Here is an 18,360-nt window from a genome sequence, read left to right as displayed (position 1 = left end):
TGCCTTGTCGGCGCCTCCCATACCCCAACCCACCAGGGGTATCCGTGGGTGCCCAGTCCCTGTCCCCATCCAAGGAGGAAGCCCATGTCGTCCTGCTGCACCTCTGACGGCAGCTGCCACTCCGGCGCGGCCGGCGAGACCGCGACCGACGGCACCAGGACCGTCTACGCCGTGTCGGGCATGACCTGCGGCCACTGCAAGGCCGCGGTCACGGAAGCCGTGAGCGGCGTCGACGGTGTGCTGTCGGTCGACGTGGACGTGGACGCCGGCCGGGTCACCGTGGTCGCCGCGCAGGGCCCCGACGACGCCCTGATCGCCGAGGCCGTCGACGAGGCCGGGTACCGACTGACCGGCCGCGCCGCCTGACGGCGGTACCCCGACACGCTCCTCGCCGACGGGCGAGGAGCGACCCGGCCGGGCTTCTGATCTCGCGTCCGCGAGCCCGGCCGGACCACTCTCCCCGCTGTCCCGCCGGTTCGAGCGCGCCGCGCTCGTCAGGGCCGCCGCGTCAGGGCAGGGTGCGGCACAGGAGGGCCGCGGGGCCGGGGCGGGCGCCCACCCGGGTGGTGAAGGCGATCCCGGCGGCGTACTCGCCGGCCGCGCACTGGCCCTTGTACTGTCCGTACGCGAAGTCCCCGCCGGCCGCGTCGGCGGGGCGGTTGTCGGACCGGTCGAACCACACCGTACGCCCGGTGCCCGGCAGCGCGGTCCGTGCCGGGACGCACAGGGCGGCCGACACCCGTGCGCCGCGCAGGCTGTAGCCGATGAGGAACTCGTCCGCCGGGCACTGGTACTTGGTGTAACCGGACGCCCAGTCCCCGCCGGCCGGTACGTGGCGTTCGTCGGTGACGACGGTCTGCCGGGCGTCGGCGGCCCGGAGGTCCCCCGCGCCGGTGTCGGTGCACAGGCCGCGCCCGCCGGTGTGGCTCAGCCCGGCCAGCCGGGAACCGTCGGGGCAGGCGGCCTTGTGGGCTCCGGGGTCCCAGTCCCCCGTGGCGCGCACCCGAAGTGAGGCCACCGCGTCGCCGTGGTCGGTGGCGAGCATCCGCCAGACGGGAACGGAAGCCACGGCGCCGGTGCTGCCGGGCGCGGTCGTCAGGTGCTGCCAGGCGGTGGCGCGCCAGTCGCCGGCGTCCAGGATGCCGAAGCGGTGCCCCGCCGTGTCGTAGCGCAGCAGCGCCCAGTCGTCGTGGCCCTCGAAGCCGACCAGCGGCCAGAACGCGAAGTCGGCGTCGTGATCGGCGAAGTAGTCGGTGACGTTGCCGAACCAGGTGCGGGCGGCCGCGTTCGTCTCGTTCGAACCGATGCCGAACTCGCTCACCCAGACGGGGGCGGTGTAGTGCCGGCCGGTCTCCTCCACGAAGAACGCCTCGTCGTCGAGGGCGGCGGCCAGATCCGTGCGGGACAGGTCCTGGTAGCGGGCGTCGTGGGTCTCGCCGATGCCGGTGGCGCCGCTGTGGTGCGGACCGGTGTAGCCGTAGAAGTGGGCGGAGTAGACCAGCTTGTGCGAGTCCACGAGGGTGTGCGAGAGGGTGCGGGCGGGGGTGAGCACGGGCCGGCCGTGCGGCAGGCCGTCCACGGGCACCCCGGTCCAGTTGATCCCCTCGATCACGACGAGGAGGCGCGGGTTCGCCTCGGTGAGGATGCGGTCGGCGGCCAGCCGGGCCGCGTCGTACCAGTCGTGGCCGTCTCCCAGGCCCCAGTTGGGGTCGTCCAGCACGTCCCGCCGGACCTCGTTGTACAGGTCGGCGCCGACCACGCCCGGGACGGAGGCGTAGCGGCGGGCCATGAACACCCAGTCGTCCGCCCATCGTCCGGTGGTCTGCCCGCTGTTCCACCGCTCGTTGCCGTCGATGCCGCAGCACCACCGGGACGTGTTGGTGTGGTTGTTGAGCACGACGGCGAAGCCGCTCCCGCTGAGCGCGTCGACCACGGCGTCGTAGATCTCCAGCGGTGTGCGGCCGCGGAGCTGGGGGTTGGCCGCCACGGCGCCGTCCGGCACGGGCGCAGCGCTGTGGATCATCTCGTTGGAGAACGGCAGCCGGATGGTGTTGACGCCCAGCGCGTGGAAGTCGGCGAGCAGCCGGGACAGCGGCGCTCGGTCCAGGCCGAGCGGTATGCCGTGGGAGTCCTGCCCGGCGTGGTGGTTCGCCGGGTCGTCGGCACTGCCGCTTCCGGTCCACGAGCCCTGGGCCCCGTCCCAGTTGGCGCCCTTCAGGCGGAAACGGTCGCCGTGAGCGTCGACGATGTAGCGGCCCCGGGTGGACAGGGGCGCGTACCAGGTGGCCTGGTCCGTGGCGCCGGCGCCGGCGCCGGCGGCGGACCGGGCGGGGGCGGGGCCGGAGTGCGGCGGCGCGGCGGCGATCCGGGCCGGGGCCGGGGCCGGGTGCGGCGGTGGGGCGGCGAGGGCCGTGGTGGCCGTGGTGACCGCGAGCAGGAAACCCGCGGCGGCGAAGGCGAGCCGTGGCGCGGCTGGTGAGATCGGCATGGGGGCAGCCCTTGAGGGTCGGTGGGGGAGCGGGTCGGCCGGTCGGCGGCGCCACCCGGCTGGGCGGAGTCTTCACCACCGCACAGTGCTTGTGGAAGAGCAACACCCTTGTCCATCGGGGGAGTTGTCGACGAGTCCCCTCACTCTCCCTTGACGGCCGCTTGGTCCGTACCTATGGTCTCGTCAACTCGGCCGTTCAGGAAGCCGCACGGCGTTCACATACGAGGACGGATCAGATGCAGGACAAGGACATACCCGCTCGGCACCGCCGCGCCTTCCCGCGGTCCGCTCTCGCCCTCACCGCGGCGGCCACCCTGCTGGCCGGCGGACTCCTCTCCTGGCCCGGCACCCCACGGGCCCAGGCCGCCCCCGCCGCCTTCGCACACCCCGGCGTGACCGTCTCACGCGCTCAACTCGACTTCGCCCGCGGCGAGGTGCTCTCCGGCGCCCAGCCCTGGAAGGGCGCCTACGACCAGATGATGGCGAGCAAGTACGCGAGCCTCAGCCGTACAGCCAAGCCCCGCGCCGTCGTCGAGTGCGGCTCGTACTCCAACCCCGACTACGGTTGCACGGACGAACGCGAGGACGCCATCGCGGCCTACACGGACGCGCTCGCCTGGTACGTCACCCGTGACGAGCGGTACGCCAAGAAGGCGATCGAGCTGATGGACGCCTGGTCCGCCGTGCTCAGGGACCACACCAACAGCAACGCCCCGCTGCAGACGGGCTGGGCGGGCTCCTCCTGGCCGAAGGCCGCCGAGATCATCAAGTACACGTACACGGGCGCATGGAACAACTCGGGCCGGTTCGCCGCCATGCTCCGCGACGTCTACCTGCCCGAGGTCATCAACGGCTCCAACTCCAACGGCAACTGGGAGCTGTCGATGACGGAGGCGGCGGTCGGCATCTCCGTCTTCCTGGAGGACAAGCCGTCGTACGACAAGGCCATGGCGAAGTTCCGCACCCGCGCGGCCGCCTATGTGTACCTCGCCTCGGACGGCGATCTGCCCAGGACTGTACCGAGCCAGAACCTGAACACCCGCGACAAGATCGTGTCCTACTGGCAGGGCCAGTCCACCTTCGTCACCGGCCTCACCCAGGAGACCTGCCGCGACCTCACCCACACCGGATACGGCATCTCCGCCGTCTCGCACGTCGCCGAGACCAGCCGGATCCAGGGACAGGACCTGTACGGCACCGACGTCGGCGAGCGGCTGCGGCAGGCGCTCGGCTTCCAGTCCAAGTACGAGCTGGGCGCGGCCGTCCCGGGCTGGCTGTGCGGTGGCACCGTGAAGCGGGGGCTCGGCCCGGTCACCGAGGTCGGTTACAACGCCCTGCACAACCGCCTGGGCATCGCCATGACCAACACCCAGACCCTGACCGGACAGAACCGCCCGGCGGGCAGCAACAATCTCTTCGTCGCCTGGGAGACCCTGACGCACGGGGACAACCCGAACTGACCGGCACCGGCCGGCCGCCGCATCACGGGTTCGACGCGGGATGCCGTGCCGCGGCCGCCCGCGGCCGGCCCCGCTCACACCTTGACGACGGCCATCCACAGGTCGAGGTCCAGGACCAGCAGCCGGCCCGGACGCTGAGCGGCGGTGTCCGGAACGGTCGTCCGCACCACGGGCTGTTCACCCTCCTCCACGGTCACCCGCGTGCCGTCGTACCGGGGTGCCTTGTCCTGGACGACCGAGCGCAGCCTGGCCGCCACGCGCCGGGCGGTCGCCTCGTCCTTCACCACGGCGCACAGCACCTCGGTGTTCCGGCCCGTGGAGCCGGCCCGCTGGCCGAGGGCGGACAGGCGCACCGGCTCGGTGGAGGTGAACCGGTTGAAGTCGGCCCGGTAGACGGCGCCCAGGCATCCGGTCGCGCGCCGGTACTCCTCGACGTCGGCCAGCGAGGCGCCGTCCTCGGGGTGAACGGCCGACATGCGGGTGGTGCCCGGGGCGGAGTAGGAGACCGTGTCCCCGGAGACCTGCAGGGCCACCCCCTTGCCGTCGGGGCGTGCCCAGGTCTCCCTGCCGTCCTCGTCGCCGGAGACGTAGCCGTTCGCCTTCAGGGACCTGGTGACGGCGGCCGCGTCGAACGAACCCTCCCAGTGGCCCGCGCCCTGCGCGTCGATCGCGGTGTCGATCTGGTCCGCCTTGAGGTGCTGGGCCCAAGGGCCGGGCTCGTAGGCGTTGAGCAGACTGCCGGCCGGCCGTCCGACGACGGCGAACCGCTTGTCCCCGCTCCTGCCCAGCCCGCGCGCCGCGGCGGCGTCCAGGTACGTGACCACGCCCTTGTCGTTGTCCTCGGCCAAGGTGGCCAGCCCCGTCAGCACGGGGGAGCCGCTGTCGCCGTCCGCGTCGCCGGATCCGGAGGAACAGCCGAGGAGGCCGGACAGACAGACGACGCCGAGGGCGGCGGCGCCGAGGACGGTCCTGCGAGGTGCTGTGGACATGACCAGCACCCTATCGGCCGGGTCCGCGAGGGAGCCGGGAATCCGGGCTCCGGGGTTCAGCCGAGGCCCCGGACGCGCAGGCCGGTCAACCGACCTGGGGGTGCGCCGGCTTGGTCCAGTCCGGGTCGGCCCAGCGGGCCGACTCCGCCGGACCGGGAAGATCCGGGCGGTAGGCCGGGTCGCGTTCCCGGCGCAGCCGCACGCTCGCGTGCAGCATGGCGTCCTGGGGCATCTGGCGCGAGCGCCGGCCGGCCAGCACCCACAGCGGGCCGTTGGGATGGAGGGCGGCGTCGGCGAAGTCCTCGGTCACCGCGCAGGCCTCCGCGTACGCGCCGGGGCGGAAGTCCAGGTCCTGGACCACACCGTCCGTGACCCACTTGAGCGTGATCGTGGAGAGCAGCGGCGCGCCCCGGGCGTGCGGGAAGGTGCCGCCGACGTCCGAGTGCACCCCGGCGAACCACACCTCCTGTGCCGTGTCGCGCAGCGGCTCCGGACGGCGGGTCACCAGGAACTCGGGATACGGGCGACGCCGCTCGTCGAGGGAGACGGCGTGCCGGATGCGGGCCGCGTTGGGCAGCTGGTGCGTGTACGGCCAGTGCAGCGTGCCCAGCCGGAGGATGCCCGCCGCCTTCACCGTGTCCCACAGGCCGAGGTAGGTGACGGGCAGCGCGTAATGGGAGACCTGCCGCGGAGAGTTCCGTTTGACCTCAGCCCACAGCGGCTCGTGCTCGGTCCGCCGGCAGAACGCGTGCGAGAAGCGCGCCACTTCCTGTTCGCTTTTGTCGATGTCGTGATTGAAGGCGTACTTGGCCACGGCGTAGGGGACGAGATTCTCCGAGCCGGGGCGCATGAGTCCGGGCTTGTTCAGCATCCCGACCAGCGCGCGGGCGGTGTAGGCGCCACGGCTGAAGCCGAAGACGTACACCTGGTCGCCCGGCTCCCAGTGCTGCATCAGATAGGTGTACGCCTCGGCGAGGTTGGCCTTCATCCCGGTGCCCAGGGCGAGACCGGCGAGCCGGGACATCCTGCGGCCGACCGGGCTGCGCGCGCCGGCCGAGGCCATGGTGCCGACACCGGGGTCGTAGTACAGGAGCTGGCGCGCGGGGTCGTCCGCCTCCAGCATCTCGAACAGCCGGACGACGTTGGTCGGATAGCGGGCCCCCACCTGGTTGCTCGATCCGTCCAGACAGAGGACGATCCTGCGTGGCATGGGAACCTCTCTCAACGGGCCTGGGACGCTTCGCCGTTACCGCCCGGGCCGGCCGTGGGGAGCGGCCCCGACGCGGTGCGCTGTCCCGGCTCGATCTGCCCGGCGAACGCTTGCAGCGCGGCCGAGCTGTTGGGTGGCAGAACGGCCATCAGCCCGTGCTCCTGCGCCTTGGCCAGCGTGCCCGCCGCCTGGCTGCCCTCGGGAGCGAGCACCAGCCGCACATGCCCGTCGCCGGATCCGCGCCGGTCCACCGGTGTCACGGCCCCGTGCGTGCCGTCGGGCAGGGTCACCCACAGCTGGAAGTCGTCGTACCGGACGAAGTCCGCGCCCTTCACCGGCCACGGGTAGTGGTGCTCACCGGGCACCTTCGGCAGGATCCCCTGATGGTTGCCGCGGCTCATCGGCACACACGCGTTGAAGAGCGAGTCGGTCCACGCCTCGACGCCGTCGGCGTCCTCGATCGGCGTCCGCAGCAGCTCCCCGGCCTCCTCGTAGCCCAGGTCGGCCAGGGCGTCCAGGGTCTCGGGGAAGCCCGCCACCAGTTCGGCCGCGTCCTGGCGCAGCCGGTCGACCCTCGCCGGGTCGGCGCAGAACTGCATGCTCCACTCGATGCCCACACGGGCCCGGTACATCCGCCAGCCACTGCGCGTCATCACCCACAGGCTTCCGCCGTGGTGCATCTCCCAGTGCTCGGATCCGGTGGGGCGCGGCCCGTAGGGCAGGTCCGCGTCGTCCAGCGAGTCGAGGATCTTGCGCGCCGTCCGTTTGGCGGCCTTGAAGAACGGCGACTCGAAGCGCTTCGGATGCTCGACCAGCCGGATCCTCCAGGGATGGTTCTCCGACTCGATGCCGCCCGGTTTGACGGTGTCGGGCATCCGGGCGGTGGCCACGGTTCCGGCGCGGGTCATGGTGCCCTCCTCGTGCCGCCCGCGGCCCGGGATGGGGTCCGCGGTGCCGAGCGCCCCCTGTGTTCATCGTGCGCCTCGAGGAGGAAGTGTGCGAGCCGAAAGGGTCGTTGCTCCGTCAACCGGACCGGCGACTCGCACCGGCCGCTGCTGCTGGTTGACTCCTGAACCTCCAGAGCGCGCGTCGGCGGCCGTGACCGACCCGCGCCCGTCCGAGGCCGAACTGGCCGGTCCCGTCGCGCCCCCGGCCCCCCGGAACCGGTGATCAGCGGCTGGGCAACCGGTGATCACCGGCCCGGGAACCGGTGGTCAGAGCGCCGGGCCCGCGCCTCCGGGCCGGATCCGGCCACGCCAGGCGCCGGACTCCGCGCCGCGTTCCTCGATGTAGCGCTTGAACCGCTTCATGTCCCCCTTGACCCGCCGGTCGATCGAGCCGATCAGGTCGCCGACCTTCTCGGCGGCTCCGCTGGGCTCGATGTCCATGACCAGCTCGACCTTGGTGTGGGTGTCGTCCAGGCGCTCGAAGCGGACCGAACCCCGCTGGCTGGTGTCGCCGCTGGTGCTGCGCCACGTGATGCGCTCGTCGGCCAGCTGGTCGACGATCTCGGTGTCGAACTCCCGCCGAATCCCGCCGATCTTCGTGGTCCAGTGATTGTGCCGGTCGTCCAGCTGTGTGACCTCCTCGACCCCTTCCATGAAGTTCGGGAAGTCCTCGAACTGCGTCCACTGGTTGTAGGCGGTGTGGAGGGGGACGTCGACTTCCACCGCTTCCTTGACCGTGCTCATCTCTGTGCCTCCGTTCTCACTGCTTGCTTTCCGAAGCCCCGCGGGTCTGCGCAACCGACCCGGTCGGGACCTGCCGGGTACCCGTGGAGCCCGGTGTCATGACCACGAGTGTGTCCGGTGAGAGTTCCTGGGCGGCCTCGGGATCCGGCCGCGACGGTGCGGATCCAGCCACGGCCCCCGCAATCCGGCCACCGCCCTGACATGGTGTTTTACAGTGTGTGCCACCAGTTCCGGCGACAGACGTGTGAGGTACTCGCGACCATGCCGACCGAGACGTTTGAGTTTCAGGTAGAGGCCCGTCAGCTGCTCCAGCTGATGATCCACTCGGTCTACTCGAACAAGGATGTCTTCCTGCGGGAGCTCGTCTCCAACGCCTCCGACGCGCTGGACAAGCTGCGTCTGGAGAAGCTCTGGGACGACTCGCTCGACGCCGACGTGTCGGACCCGCACATCGAGATCGACATCGACAAGGACGCCCGCACGCTCACCGTGCGGGACAACGGCATCGGGATGTCGTACGACGAGGTCGGGCGGCTGATCGGCACCATCGCCAACTCGGGCACCGCCAAGTTCCTCCAGGAGCTGCGGGAAGCCAAGGACGCGGCCGGGGAGGAGGGACTCATCGGCCAGTTCGGCGTCGGTTTCTACTCCGGCTTCATGGTGGCGGACGAGGTCACCCTGCTGACCCGGCGCGCCGGCGAGAGCCACGGCACCCGATGGACGTCACGCGGCGAGGGCACGTACACGCTGGAGACCGTCGACGACGCGCCGCAGGGCACCTCGGTGGTGCTCCACCTCAAGCCCGCCGACCCGGAGAACCAGCTCCACGACTACACCTCTCCCTGGAAGATCAGGGAGATCATCAAGCGGTACTCCGACTTCATCACCTGGCCCATCCGGATGGTGCCGGAGAGCCCCGCCACGGCCGACGACAGCGGCGCGACGCCCGAGCCCGAGACGCTCAACTCGATGAAGGCACTGTGGGCCCGGCCCCGCGACGAGGTGTCCGACGACGAGTACCACGAGCTGTACAAGCACATCGGCCACGACTGGCGGGACCCGCTGGAGACGATCCGGCTCCAGGCGGAGGGCACCTTCGAGTACCAGGCCCTGCTCTTCCTCCCCGAGCACGCACCCCACGACCTGTTCACGCGTGACTTCAAGCGCGGCGTGCAGCTGTACGTCAAGCGGGTGTTCATCATGGACGACTGCGAGGCGCTGCTGCCGCCGTACCTCCGCTTCGTCAAGGGCGTCGTCGACGCGGCGGACCTCTCGCTGAACGTGTCCCGCGAGATCCTCCAGCAGGACCGGCACATCGAGCTGATGCGGCGCCGGCTGACGAAGAAGGTGCTGTCCACGGTCAAGGACATGATGACCAAGGACCAGGACCGGTACGCCACGTTCTGGCGGGAGTTCGGCACGGTCCTGAAGGAGGGGCTGATCACCGACTCGGAGAACCGCGACGCCATCCTCGCCGTGGCGTCGTTCGCCGGCACGCACGACGACTCCGAACCGACCACGCTCAAGCAGTACGTGGAACGGATGAAGGACGGCCAGGAGGACATCTACTACCTCACCGGCGAGTCGCGGCAGAGCATCGAGAACTCCCCGCACATGGAGGCGTTCCGGGCGCGGGGTATCGAGGTGCTGCTCCTCACCGACCCCGTCGACGAGGTGTGGACCGACGCCGTCGGCGAGTTCGAGGGCAAGCGGCTGAGGTCCGTCGCCAAGGGGCAGATCGACCTCGACACCGAGCGGGAGGACGCCTCCGACGATGAGCGGGAGAAGCAGACCGAGGAGTACTCCGGGCTGCTCGGCTGGATGAAGGAGCAGTTGGACGAGGACATCAAGGACGTCCGTCTGTCCTCCCGTCTCACCGTCTCCCCGGCCTGCGTCGTCTCCGACGCGAACGACCTGACCCCGGCGCTGGAGAACATGTACCGCGCGATGGGCCAGGAGGTGCCCCGCGCCAAGCGGATCCTGGAGCTGAACCCGGACCACCAGCTGGTGAAGGGCCTGAACCAGGCGTACCGGGAGCGCGAGGACCGCACGGAGCTGGCGGAGACCGCCGAGCTCCTGCACGGCCTGGCGGTGCTCGCGGAGGGCGGCCAGCCCAAGGAACCGGCCCGGTTCGTCAAGCTGATGGCGGACCGCCTGGAGCGCGCGCTGTAACCGGCCCGGGGACGCCGACGGCCTCCCCGGGGGACACCGCCCCCGGGGAGCGACCGTTCGCGGCGGCGTCCGGTCGGGCCGGGCGGTATGCGGGGCCGAAGCAGTGCGCACCGGCGCGATGGCAGGATGACGGCATGGTGCTGAATCAGCCGTGGACGGGGCTTCCCGGTGACCTGCTGGCGGCGAAGGCGTCGGTGTACGATCCGAGCGGTTTCACCTGCTCGCCGCCGGTGCCGGAACCGGAGGGCGCCGAGTACGCGGCCTGCGCGTTCACGCTGGACGGCCGCTCGGTCCGGTTCCGCGCGGCCAGGACCACCCCGACGAAGGCGGGCCAGTTCGTCACCGTGTGGCAGCGGTCCGAGGAGGGGCCGATCCGGCCCTTCGACGTCCGCGACGGGGTGGACCTCTTCGTCATCAGCAGCCGTGCCGACGACGGCTTCGGACAGTTCGTGTTCCCCCGCGAGGTGTTGTGCGAGCGCGACATCGTCTCCCGCGGCGGCTCGGGCGGGAAGCGCGGGTTCCGGGTCTATCCGCCGTGGGTGCCCACGACCAGCCGGCAGGCCCGCGGCACCCAGGCATGGCAGGTCGGCCACTTCCTCGACCTCGGCCGGCACGGGCCCGCCGACCTGGAGCGCGCCCACGCCCTCTACCACCCCTGAGGACCGTCCGGCGGGACGCGAGACGGTCACCCCGGGCGGCGATTCTCGCATTGGCATGGACCTGACGTGCCAGGAGGTCTAGGCTCTGCTCCGCCATACATGAGAGCGCTCTCAGATCTCGGCTGTTCCACCCCCACCCCTGGAACGACGAAGGGCAACTCCCATGCGACGCAGAAGACTTGCGCTTGCCGTCCTGTCCGCACTCCTGATCCTCGGCGGATCGAGCACGGCGGGAACGCTCCCCGCGGCGGCGACCGGCCTTCCCGCCGAATCCCCCGAGCCCGCCTCCGACGGACTCGTGACCGCCATGCGGCGCGACCTCGGCCTCACCCGCGAACAGGCCGAGACGCGCATCGCGGCCGAGCGCACCGCCGCCGCCCTCGCCCCGAGGGTCCGCCGGACGGCCGGAAACGCCTATGGCGGCTCCTGGTTCGACGCCGAGAAAGGACGCCTGACGGTGGCGCTCACCCCGGAGGCCTCGACGCACACGCGCCGCGCGATCGAGGCGTCGGGAGCCGAGGTCCGCACGGCCAGGTACTCGGCCCGGCGACTGGACGCCGTCAAGGCGCGCATCGACCGGCTCTCCGCCCCCACGGGAGTGAGCGGCTGGCACGTCGACCCGAAGGCCGGCACGATCGTCGTCGACGTGGTGCGCGGCGAACGCTCTGACAACGGTGTCCGGCACTTCGTGTCCCAGGCCCGCACGACGGGCCCCGTCACCGTCAGGTCCGTCGCCTCCGCCCCGCGGACCTTCGCCGCGGGAACCGTCGGCGGCGATCCCTACTACACAGGCAACGTCCGCTGCTCCATCGGCTTCTCGGTGTACGGCGGCTTCGTCACCGCCGGGCACTGCGGACGGCCGGGCGCCGGGGTCAGCGGCTGGGACGGCTCCTACATCGGCACGTTCCAGGGCTCCTCCTTCCCGGACAACGACTACGCGTGGGTCGGCGTGGGCAGCGGCTGGTGGACCGTGCCGGTCGTACTCGGCTGGGGCACGGTGTCCGACCAGCTCGTACGCGGCTCGGCGGTGGCGCCGGTCGGGTCCTCCGTCTGCCGCTCGGGATCGACGTCGCACTGGCACTGCGGAACGGTGCTGGCGACGAACGAGACCGTCAACTACAGCCAGGGCGCGGTGCACCAGCTGACCAAGACCAGCGTCTGCGCCGAACCCGGCGACTCCGGCGGCTCGTTCATCACCGGCGACCAGGCGCAGGGCGTCACCTCCGGCGGCTGGGGCAACTGCGCCGGCGGCGGCGAGACCTGGTTCCAGCCGGTCAACGAGATCCTCAACCGCTACGGCCTGACCCTGCACACGTACACCGGCTGACCGCGCACGCACCGACCCCACACGGTCGCACCAGGGGTTCCGCGCACCCGCGCGGAACCCCGTCCCCGGCGCCGCACCGACCCTGGAGCGAAGACCCGAACCAAGAAGGGCGTGGACGCCGGTGGTCCTCAGCCGTGCGGGTCCGCGTCCGCCTCGACCGGGAGCACCAGGCGGAACAGGGCGCCTCCTCCGCGGGCTGGATGAGCCGTCAGTTCGCCGCCGTGGGAGTGCGCGATCTGGCGGGCCATGGCCAGGCCCAGGCCGGAGCCCGGCAGGGCACGAGCGGTCCTGGCCCGGTAGAAGCGGTCGAAGACATGGGGCAGGTCGGCGGGGTCGATCCCGGGGCCGTGATCGCGGACGGTGATCTCAAGCCGCCCATCCCCGGCCTGCCGGAGCACGGCGGCCTCGACCCGCCGGCCGGCCGGGGAGAACTTGGCCGCGTTGTCCAGGAGGTTGGAGAACAGCCTCGTCAGGCGGCTCGGCACGGCCGCGGCCAGGGCGGACGCGGCCGAGGGAGCGGTGTCCAGCACGAAGACGACGTGCGGCCAGTGGTCGCGGGCGGCGGCCACGCTGTGCTCCAGGAGGGCGGCCGGCCGTACCGGCTCCAGGGCCTGCCGGGGCTCCTCGTCGCGGGCCAGGTCGATCAGATCGTTGACCAGCGTGGTCACCTCCCGCAGCTGGCGGGCCAGGGCGCCCGTCGCCCGCTCCCGCTGGCCCGCGGTCAGCCGCTCCGCCCGGAGCAGGATCTCCGCGTTGGTGCGCAGCGCCGTCAGCGGGGTGCGCAGTTCGTGCGAGGCGTCGGCGACCAGACGCCGCTGCGCGGCGAGGGACTCCTCCAGAGCGTCGAGCATGGAGTTGAAGCTGACCGCGAGCCGGGTGATCTCGTCCTCCCGGCCGCGCTCGACGGCCGGCAGTTCGATGCGCAGCCCGGCGTCACGGGTGGCGGTGATCCGTTCCGCCGTCGAGGTCAGCCGGGTCACGGGGGCCAGCCCCGAACGGGACACCCAGTAGCCCAGCAGCGCGGCCACCGGCACCCCGGCCCCGCCGATCACGCCCAGCAGCCACGCCGCCTGGCGCTCCGCGCGGCGCACCCCGTCGGAGCGGAGCGCCACCTGCATGGCCAGCCCCTCACGGGCGGGAGTGGTGAGCACCCGCACCGGACGGCCGGCGACCGAGGCCGTGCCGTAGTAAGGCGCCCGATGGCGGCCGGCCACCTGCCGCACCGCGTCGCCGACGGGCAGCAGATAGCCCTCGCGCGGGTCGTCCGCGGCCGACTCGGGCACCAGCTGGGCGCAGGCGGGCGCGGCCAGGTACCGGCACTCGCCGGCCTGGACGCCCGGGCCGCCCGCCCGGTCACGCTGGATCGCCAGCGTCGCCGCCTGGGTCAGCTGGAGGTCGAACTGCCGGTGCAGGGTGTAGACGGTGACGGCGTAGGCGCCCGCGCACACGGCCAGCGCCACGGCCGCCACCGCGGCCGACGCGGTGACGGCCAGCCGGCGGCGCAGCGGCGGACGGCGGTACCGGCGCGGACGGGTCACCGCTCGTCCAGCCTGTAGCCGATGCCGTGCACCGTGTGGACGAGCCGGGAGGCGCCGCCCGCCTCCAGCTTGCGGCGCAGGTATCCGACGTAGACGGCCAGTGAGTTGGAGTCGGGGCCGAGGTCCCGGCCCCACACCCAGCGCATGATCGTCTCCCGTTCCAGGACCTGCCCGGGGTGTCGCAGCAACAGGTCCAGCAGCGCCCACTCGGTGCGGGTGAACTCCAGCCGCCGTCCCGCCCGCACCGCCGTACGGCTCTCGGGGGCGGCGACCAGGTCGGCGAAGCGCAGCCCGCCCGGCCGGAGCTGCTCGCCGGGACCGGTGCGGCGCAGCAGGGCGCGCAGCCGCGCCGCCAGCTCGTCCAGCGAGAACGGCTTCACCAGGTAGTCGTCGGCTCCCGCATCCAGACCGTCCACCCGGTCGCTGACCGCGTCGAGCGCGGTCAGCACCAGGATCGGCGTACGGTCGCCCAGCGCCCGCAGCCGCCGGCACACGGCCAGCCCGTCCATCACCGGCATCATCACGTCCAGCACCAGGGCGTCCGGCTCCCACTCCGCCATCGCGGCCAGGGCGGTGTGTCCGTCGGCCGCGCCCCGGACGGTGAAGCCCTCCAGGGCCAGTCCGTCCTCCAGGGCGGCGCGTACCTCCGGGTCGTCGTCCACGACGAGCACCTGTGCGGTGGGGGCGGGGTCCTGGGCTGCGGTGTTCATGGACCCAGCCTGCCAAAGGCGGGGGACGGGGCCGGACCCGGGAGCGGGGAGCGCTTGCGTCCCGGCCTTCCTGGTCAGGCGGCAGCGGAAGTCGCTCGTCCCGCCGTCGCGCTTGGTGAGGCAGCCGTGGGGCAGCGGCGTGTTCCCGGGCCCGGGATACCGCACATCTCAGAAGGAGCCCAGGTCGGCGGCGACCCAGTGTTCGGGGCGCATGTAGAGGACGAAGTGCTCGCCGAGCCGCGTCCGGTCGTATTCCACGAAGGCGGCGACCTGGTCCTCCGGGAGGTACCGGGCGGCCATCTCCCAGGACAGCTCGTGGCTGTCGGGGGCGGTTCTGGTCACCGGTCCCTCCACCGACACGTAGCGCACGGTCGGTTCGGTGCGCTGCACCATCAGGCTGAAGCGGCCCGCGGAGCGGATCGCCCGCGCCTTGCGGGAATCGGGCCCCGTACGCACCCACAACTCGCCACCGGGCGTGTACTGGTACCAGATGGGCACGGTCAGCGGTGCGCGGTCCGGCCGTTCGACCACCGACAGCGCGCCGATGTGAGGCTCCGCCAGAAATTGCTCTCGTTCTCGTGTGGAGAGTGTCACGCGACCGACCCTAACGCGTCGCCGGGGAGGGGCCCCAGGGCGCGGCTCCGGCCACGGCCCGTGCCTCGCACACCGGGCGCACCCCAGCGCCCTCTCGTTCGGCTCTAGTCGGTTCCGCGTTCCATAACGCGGCGGGCGGCCTCGGCCTCCGCCGCCGGCGGTGACAGCTCGTCGAGGGTGTCCAGCTCGTCGTCCGACTCCAGCTCCCGCTCCCAGGCCGCCGCCAGCTGCCGCTGCTCCTCGTGCGACTTCGCGGCCACGGCCTCCCGGTGATCGGGGTCCAGCGCCGCCAGGAATCGTTCCACGGGGTCCGTCGGCATGCCGTGCTCCTTGTCGCCGCGAAGGGTGCCGGTCCCGGCCCAGCATGGCCAACAGCGCACGCGCCGACCGCCCGACACGACCCGGGTCCACCCTGATGGCCCTGCCGCCCCGGCCCCCATGCTGAGCCCGGGCCGCCGCCGTTACCCGGGGGCGGGGAACCAGGGGCCGGCCACCTGCGGCTAGGTTAGGGCCATGACCGGTGACTGGCGGACGGACCGGATCGGGGCCGCTCTGCGCGGCGAGAACCCGACCGTGCTGCGACGGCTCGAGGCGGGATTCGCGGTGATCGGGGATGTTCAGTTCCTGCCCGGCTACTCGGTCCTCCTCGTGGACGACCCCGCCGTCCGACGGCTGTCCGACCTGCCGAGAGCCGGGCGGCTGGCGTTCCTGTCCGACATGGACAGGCTCGGCGAGGCGGTCGAGCGGGCCTGCCGGCGCCTGGACCCGGAATTCCGCCGGGTCAACCTGGAGATCCTGGGGAACACCGATCCGTTCCTGCACGCGCATGTCTGGCCGCGCTACGCATGGGAGCCCGCGGAACTGGCGGGCAAGCCCGTGTGGCTGTATCCGCCCGGCCGGTGGAGCGAGGAGCGGTTCAGGCTCGGGCCGCGCCATGACGCTGTGCGGCAGGCGATCAGCGACGAGCTGGACCGGCTGTACGCGACGTCCTGAGCCACTGGCCGCGCCGGCCCGCTTCAGGTCTGCCGGGCGTGTACGGGGTCGTTGGCGACCTCCTCCGGGCACTTCCGGTGTGGTTTCCTCGTCCGCCGGTCGCGCTGCCAGTCGAACGTCGCGAGAGCCAGGGACGCCACCATGCCGACAAGGCCGGCGGTCAGCGCCGTCACGAGGGCGCCTCGGTAGTCGTGGCTCCTGTCCAGCACCAGGTAGAAGAGGCCGGGCAGGGCGGCGGTCCCCAGCGCCGAGCCCAGCCGCTGCCCGGTCTGCAGGGCGCCGCCCGCCGCGCCCGCCATGCGCACGGGCACGTCCCGGAGGGTCATGGTGATGTTGGGGGCGACCACGAAGCCGCTGCCGATGCCTCCTAGGAAGAGCACCGGGGCGGCGACCCAGGGAGCGATGTGCAGCGGCACGAAGCGCAGCAGCAGCGCCGTACCGCCCAGGCCGGCGATCACGCCCGTGAGACCGCACACGGTGAGCAGGCGGCCGTACCGCTCCACCAGCCGGCCGGACAGTACGGCCGCGATCGCCGAGCCGAGGGCGAAGGGAGTGACGGCGAGGCCGGAACGGAGCGGGGAGAAGCCGAGGCCGCGCTGGTAGAACAGGGCGAAGAGCAGCCAGACGCCGCTGAACCCGATGAAGTACAGCGTGCCGATGCCGGCGCCGACGGCATAGCCGCGCACGGTGGTGAACAGCCGGGGGTCGAGCAGCGGTGCGGCGCCCCGGGCGACGAGGCGGTGCTGCCACCCGGTGAAGGCGGCGAGGACCGCGGCACCGGCGAGGAACAGCCACCACAGGCCGCCGAGGCCGCCGGACTCGGCCTGCACGAGCGGATACATGAGCGCGAGGACGCCGGCCCCGAGCAGCAGCACGCCGGGCACGTCCACGCGCCCTCGCCCGGAGCGCCGGACGCGGGGGAGCAGGCGGCGGCCCAGCAGGACGGCGAGGATGCCGATGGGGACGTTGACGTAGAAGATCCAGCGCCAGCCCTGGGCGCCGGAGGCGAGGGCGAGGATGGCGCCGCCGGTGATGGGGCCGACGGCGGAGGAGATGCCGACGGTGGCGCCGAAGAAGCCGAAGGCGCGTCCGCGCTCGGCGCCACGGAACATCTGCTGGATGAGCGCGGAGTTCTGCGGAGCCATGAAACCGGCCGCCAGGCCCTGGGCGAGACGGGCCACCACCAGCAGCGTGATGTCCGGGGCCGCCCCGCAGGCCGCGCTGAAGACCACGAAGCCGCTGAGGGCCAGCAGGAAGATGCGGCGCCGGTCCAAGGCGTCGCCGAGACGGCCGGCGGTGACGAGCGCGAGGGCGAAGGTGAGGGCGTAGCCGGAGACCACCCACTGCACCTGCGCGGGGGAGGCGTGCAGATCGCGCTGGATGGTGGGCAGGGCGACGGCCACGATCGTGACGTCGAGCAGGCTCATGAACCCGGCCACCAGGGTGACCCACAGGGCACGCCACCGGTTCGGATCCGGATCGAACCCGTCCTCCCGTCCGGCCGGTTCCCGACCGCCCGCGGCGGACGTCGACGCTGTCACCTCGCCTCCTCTCGCCCGGGCCGCACTCGGGCCCCGCCGGGTCCCACCAGGCCCCGCCAGGGTCTTGCCGGCCCGCACCGGGTGTTGCCCGGCCCGTGCCCGGGCGGACAAGTTCCCCCGTCCGGGACGGGCACACATACCCCAGCCTGCGACGAAGCCGCCGGGGCGGGTGCCCAAGGTGCGCGGACGCGCCTGTCGGCGGCGCGGACCGCCATCGCGTCACGGAGCCGAGTCGTCCGGCCGGTCCTTCCGCAGGCACCGGACGGACATCTCACTTAAGCTGTCCGCATGGTAACTGAAAGTAACACCACTGCTTCGAAGCGTAGCGGTCTGCTCATCTCGCGAGGCGCCGCTCTCCTCTCCGCGGCAGCCACGGCCGGAGCCCTGCTCACGGGATGCGGCACCGACACCGACGGCGCCGCGGCGAAGACCGGTGCGGCGGAGGCCGCCCGGATAGCCGCGGCGTCCCCCTCACGCTCGGTGAACGTGCCCAGGCTCTCGGAGGACCAGGCCGAGCGCAAGGTGTTCATCCCCAAGGCCAAGACCGACTACGAGAAGGCGCTGCAGGCCGCGGTGGGGGCGGTGCCGAAGTCCGAGCCGGTCTCGATCAAGCTCAAGGGCCGGGTCGACCGCCCCCGCTGGAAGGCCGAGGTGGCCACGGCCGACGGCGCCGCCCACACCGTCCGCGTCGACGCGGTCAGCGGAAAGGCCGGCAAGGCGCGGGCGGAGACGGACCAGGACTCCGACGACAAGCGCGAGCTGGCGGACTGGCTGAAGAAGGCGACCGTGACCGCGCAGCAGGCCGCGCAGACCGCGACGGACAAGACCAAGGGCACCGTCACCGCCGTCGAACTCGAGGACTCCGACGGGGGCACGCCGATCTGGTCCGTCGACGTCGTCACGACCGACGACTGGAACAAGACGACCTTCGACATCGACGCGACCAACCGCAAGATCATCCGGGAGCACGTCGACCGGGACTGACGGG

17 protein-coding genes are annotated in these 18,360 nt (G+C 72.3%); 7 read left to right on the top strand and 10 right to left on the bottom strand.

Annotated features, from left to right (window positions below):
• Positions 1 to 84 precede the first annotated feature (84 nt).
• Positions 85 to 366, top strand: a complete 282-nt coding sequence (locus FHS34_RS12030; protein WP_184964037.1) for a heavy-metal-associated domain-containing protein — start codon at positions 85 to 87, stop codon at positions 364 to 366.
• A 142-nt stretch (positions 367 to 508) separates the two neighbouring features.
• Here FHS34_RS12030 and FHS34_RS12025 read toward each other — a convergent pair whose 3' ends face one another.
• Positions 509 to 2,488 carry a cellulase family glycosylhydrolase gene (locus FHS34_RS12025; protein ID WP_184964035.1) on the bottom strand — a complete coding sequence of 660 codons (1,980 nt, stop codon included), beginning with the start codon at positions 2,486 to 2,488 and terminating at the stop codon, positions 509 to 511.
• Positions 2,489 to 2,724: 236 nt separating this feature from the next.
• Between FHS34_RS12025 and FHS34_RS12020 the strand changes: the two genes are divergently transcribed.
• Positions 2,725 to 3,948, top strand: a complete 1,224-nt coding sequence (locus FHS34_RS12020; RefSeq protein ID WP_184964033.1) for an alginate lyase family protein — start codon at positions 2,725 to 2,727, stop codon at positions 3,946 to 3,948.
• Between the two features lie 74 nt (positions 3,949 to 4,022).
• On the opposite strand, the gene FHS34_RS12015 is transcribed toward FHS34_RS12020, so the two are convergent.
• The 4 genes from FHS34_RS12015 to FHS34_RS12000 form a co-directional block, all read right to left on the bottom strand.
• Positions 4,023 to 4,937, bottom strand: a complete 915-nt coding sequence (locus tag FHS34_RS12015) for a hypothetical protein (protein WP_225817360.1) — start codon at positions 4,935 to 4,937, stop codon at positions 4,023 to 4,025.
• A gap of 85 nt (positions 4,938 to 5,022) precedes the next feature.
• Positions 5,023 to 6,147 carry a T6SS phospholipase effector Tle1-like catalytic domain-containing protein gene (locus FHS34_RS12010; protein ID WP_184964031.1) on the bottom strand — a complete coding sequence of 375 codons (1,125 nt, stop codon included), beginning with the start codon at positions 6,145 to 6,147 and terminating at the stop codon, positions 5,023 to 5,025.
• 11 nt (positions 6,148 to 6,158) lie between these two features.
• The gene (locus FHS34_RS12005; RefSeq protein ID WP_184964029.1) at positions 6,159 to 7,055 is read right to left on the bottom strand and encodes a DUF6424 family protein; all 897 of its coding nucleotides are present in this window, start codon (positions 7,053 to 7,055) and stop codon (positions 6,159 to 6,161) included.
• Between the two features lie 306 nt (positions 7,056 to 7,361).
• Complete coding sequence (locus tag FHS34_RS12000) at positions 7,362 to 7,838, bottom strand: SRPBCC family protein (RefSeq protein WP_184964027.1); 477 nt, start codon at positions 7,836 to 7,838, stop codon at positions 7,362 to 7,364.
• A gap of 261 nt (positions 7,839 to 8,099) precedes the next feature.
• Here FHS34_RS12000 and htpG point away from each other — a divergent pair, with 261 nt between their 5' ends.
• The 3 genes from htpG (at position 8,100) to FHS34_RS11985 (ending at position 11,996) form a co-directional block, all read left to right on the top strand.
• Positions 8,100 to 10,010 carry a molecular chaperone HtpG gene (htpG, locus tag FHS34_RS11995; protein ID WP_184964025.1) on the top strand — a complete coding sequence of 637 codons (1,911 nt, stop codon included), beginning with the start codon at positions 8,100 to 8,102 and terminating at the stop codon, positions 10,008 to 10,010.
• 134 nt (positions 10,011 to 10,144) lie between these two features.
• On the top strand, positions 10,145 to 10,669 hold the full coding sequence (locus FHS34_RS11990; protein WP_184964024.1) for a MepB family protein: 525 nt from the start codon (positions 10,145 to 10,147) through the stop codon (positions 10,667 to 10,669).
• A gap of 163 nt (positions 10,670 to 10,832) precedes the next feature.
• A complete protein-coding gene (locus FHS34_RS11985) occupies positions 10,833 to 11,996 on the top strand; it encodes a S1 family peptidase (RefSeq protein WP_184964022.1) in 1,164 nt (387 codons plus the stop codon).
• Positions 11,997 to 12,124: 128 nt separating this feature from the next.
• Here the strand turns inward: FHS34_RS11985 and FHS34_RS11980 are convergent, their stop codons facing one another.
• The 4 genes from FHS34_RS11980 to FHS34_RS11965 form a co-directional block, all read right to left on the bottom strand.
• Complete coding sequence (locus FHS34_RS11980; RefSeq protein WP_225817359.1) at positions 12,125 to 13,534, bottom strand: HAMP domain-containing sensor histidine kinase; 1,410 nt, start codon at positions 13,532 to 13,534, stop codon at positions 12,125 to 12,127.
• A complete protein-coding gene (locus tag FHS34_RS11975) occupies positions 13,531 to 14,244 on the bottom strand; it encodes a response regulator transcription factor (protein WP_184964020.1) in 714 nt (237 codons plus the stop codon). The genes FHS34_RS11980 and FHS34_RS11975 overlap by 4 nt, the downstream gene beginning before the upstream one ends.
• Before the next feature lie 168 nt (positions 14,245 to 14,412).
• Positions 14,413 to 14,838: a pyridoxamine 5'-phosphate oxidase family protein gene (locus tag FHS34_RS11970; RefSeq protein ID WP_184964018.1), complete on the bottom strand. Its 426-nt coding sequence runs from the start codon at positions 14,836 to 14,838 to the stop codon at positions 14,413 to 14,415.
• A 104-nt stretch (positions 14,839 to 14,942) separates the two neighbouring features.
• Positions 14,943 to 15,158 carry a hypothetical protein gene (locus FHS34_RS11965; protein WP_184964016.1) on the bottom strand — a complete coding sequence of 72 codons (216 nt, stop codon included), beginning with the start codon at positions 15,156 to 15,158 and terminating at the stop codon, positions 14,943 to 14,945.
• Positions 15,159 to 15,351: 193 nt separating this feature from the next.
• On the opposite strand from FHS34_RS11965, the gene FHS34_RS11960 reads away from it, so the two are divergent.
• Positions 15,352 to 15,831, top strand: a complete 480-nt coding sequence (locus FHS34_RS11960; RefSeq protein WP_184964014.1) for an HIT family protein — start codon at positions 15,352 to 15,354, stop codon at positions 15,829 to 15,831.
• Positions 15,832 to 15,854: 23 nt separating this feature from the next.
• Here the strand turns inward: FHS34_RS11960 and FHS34_RS11955 are convergent, their stop codons facing one another.
• Complete coding sequence (locus tag FHS34_RS11955) at positions 15,855 to 17,372, bottom strand: MFS transporter (RefSeq protein WP_184964012.1); 1,518 nt, start codon at positions 17,370 to 17,372, stop codon at positions 15,855 to 15,857.
• A 288-nt stretch (positions 17,373 to 17,660) separates the two neighbouring features.
• Here FHS34_RS11955 and FHS34_RS11950 point away from each other — a divergent pair, with 288 nt between their 5' ends.
• Complete coding sequence (locus FHS34_RS11950) at positions 17,661 to 18,356, top strand: PepSY domain-containing protein (protein WP_184964010.1); 696 nt, start codon at positions 17,661 to 17,663, stop codon at positions 18,354 to 18,356.
• Positions 18,357 to 18,360: the final 4 nt, after the last annotated feature.

This window comes from Streptomyces echinatus (assembly GCF_014203595.1).
GTDB classification, from domain to species: Bacteria; Actinomycetota; Actinomycetes; order Streptomycetales; family Streptomycetaceae; genus Streptomyces; species Streptomyces echinatus.
Note: the sequence above shows the minus strand (reverse complement) of the source record. Positions and strands in the feature narration are given on the sequence as shown.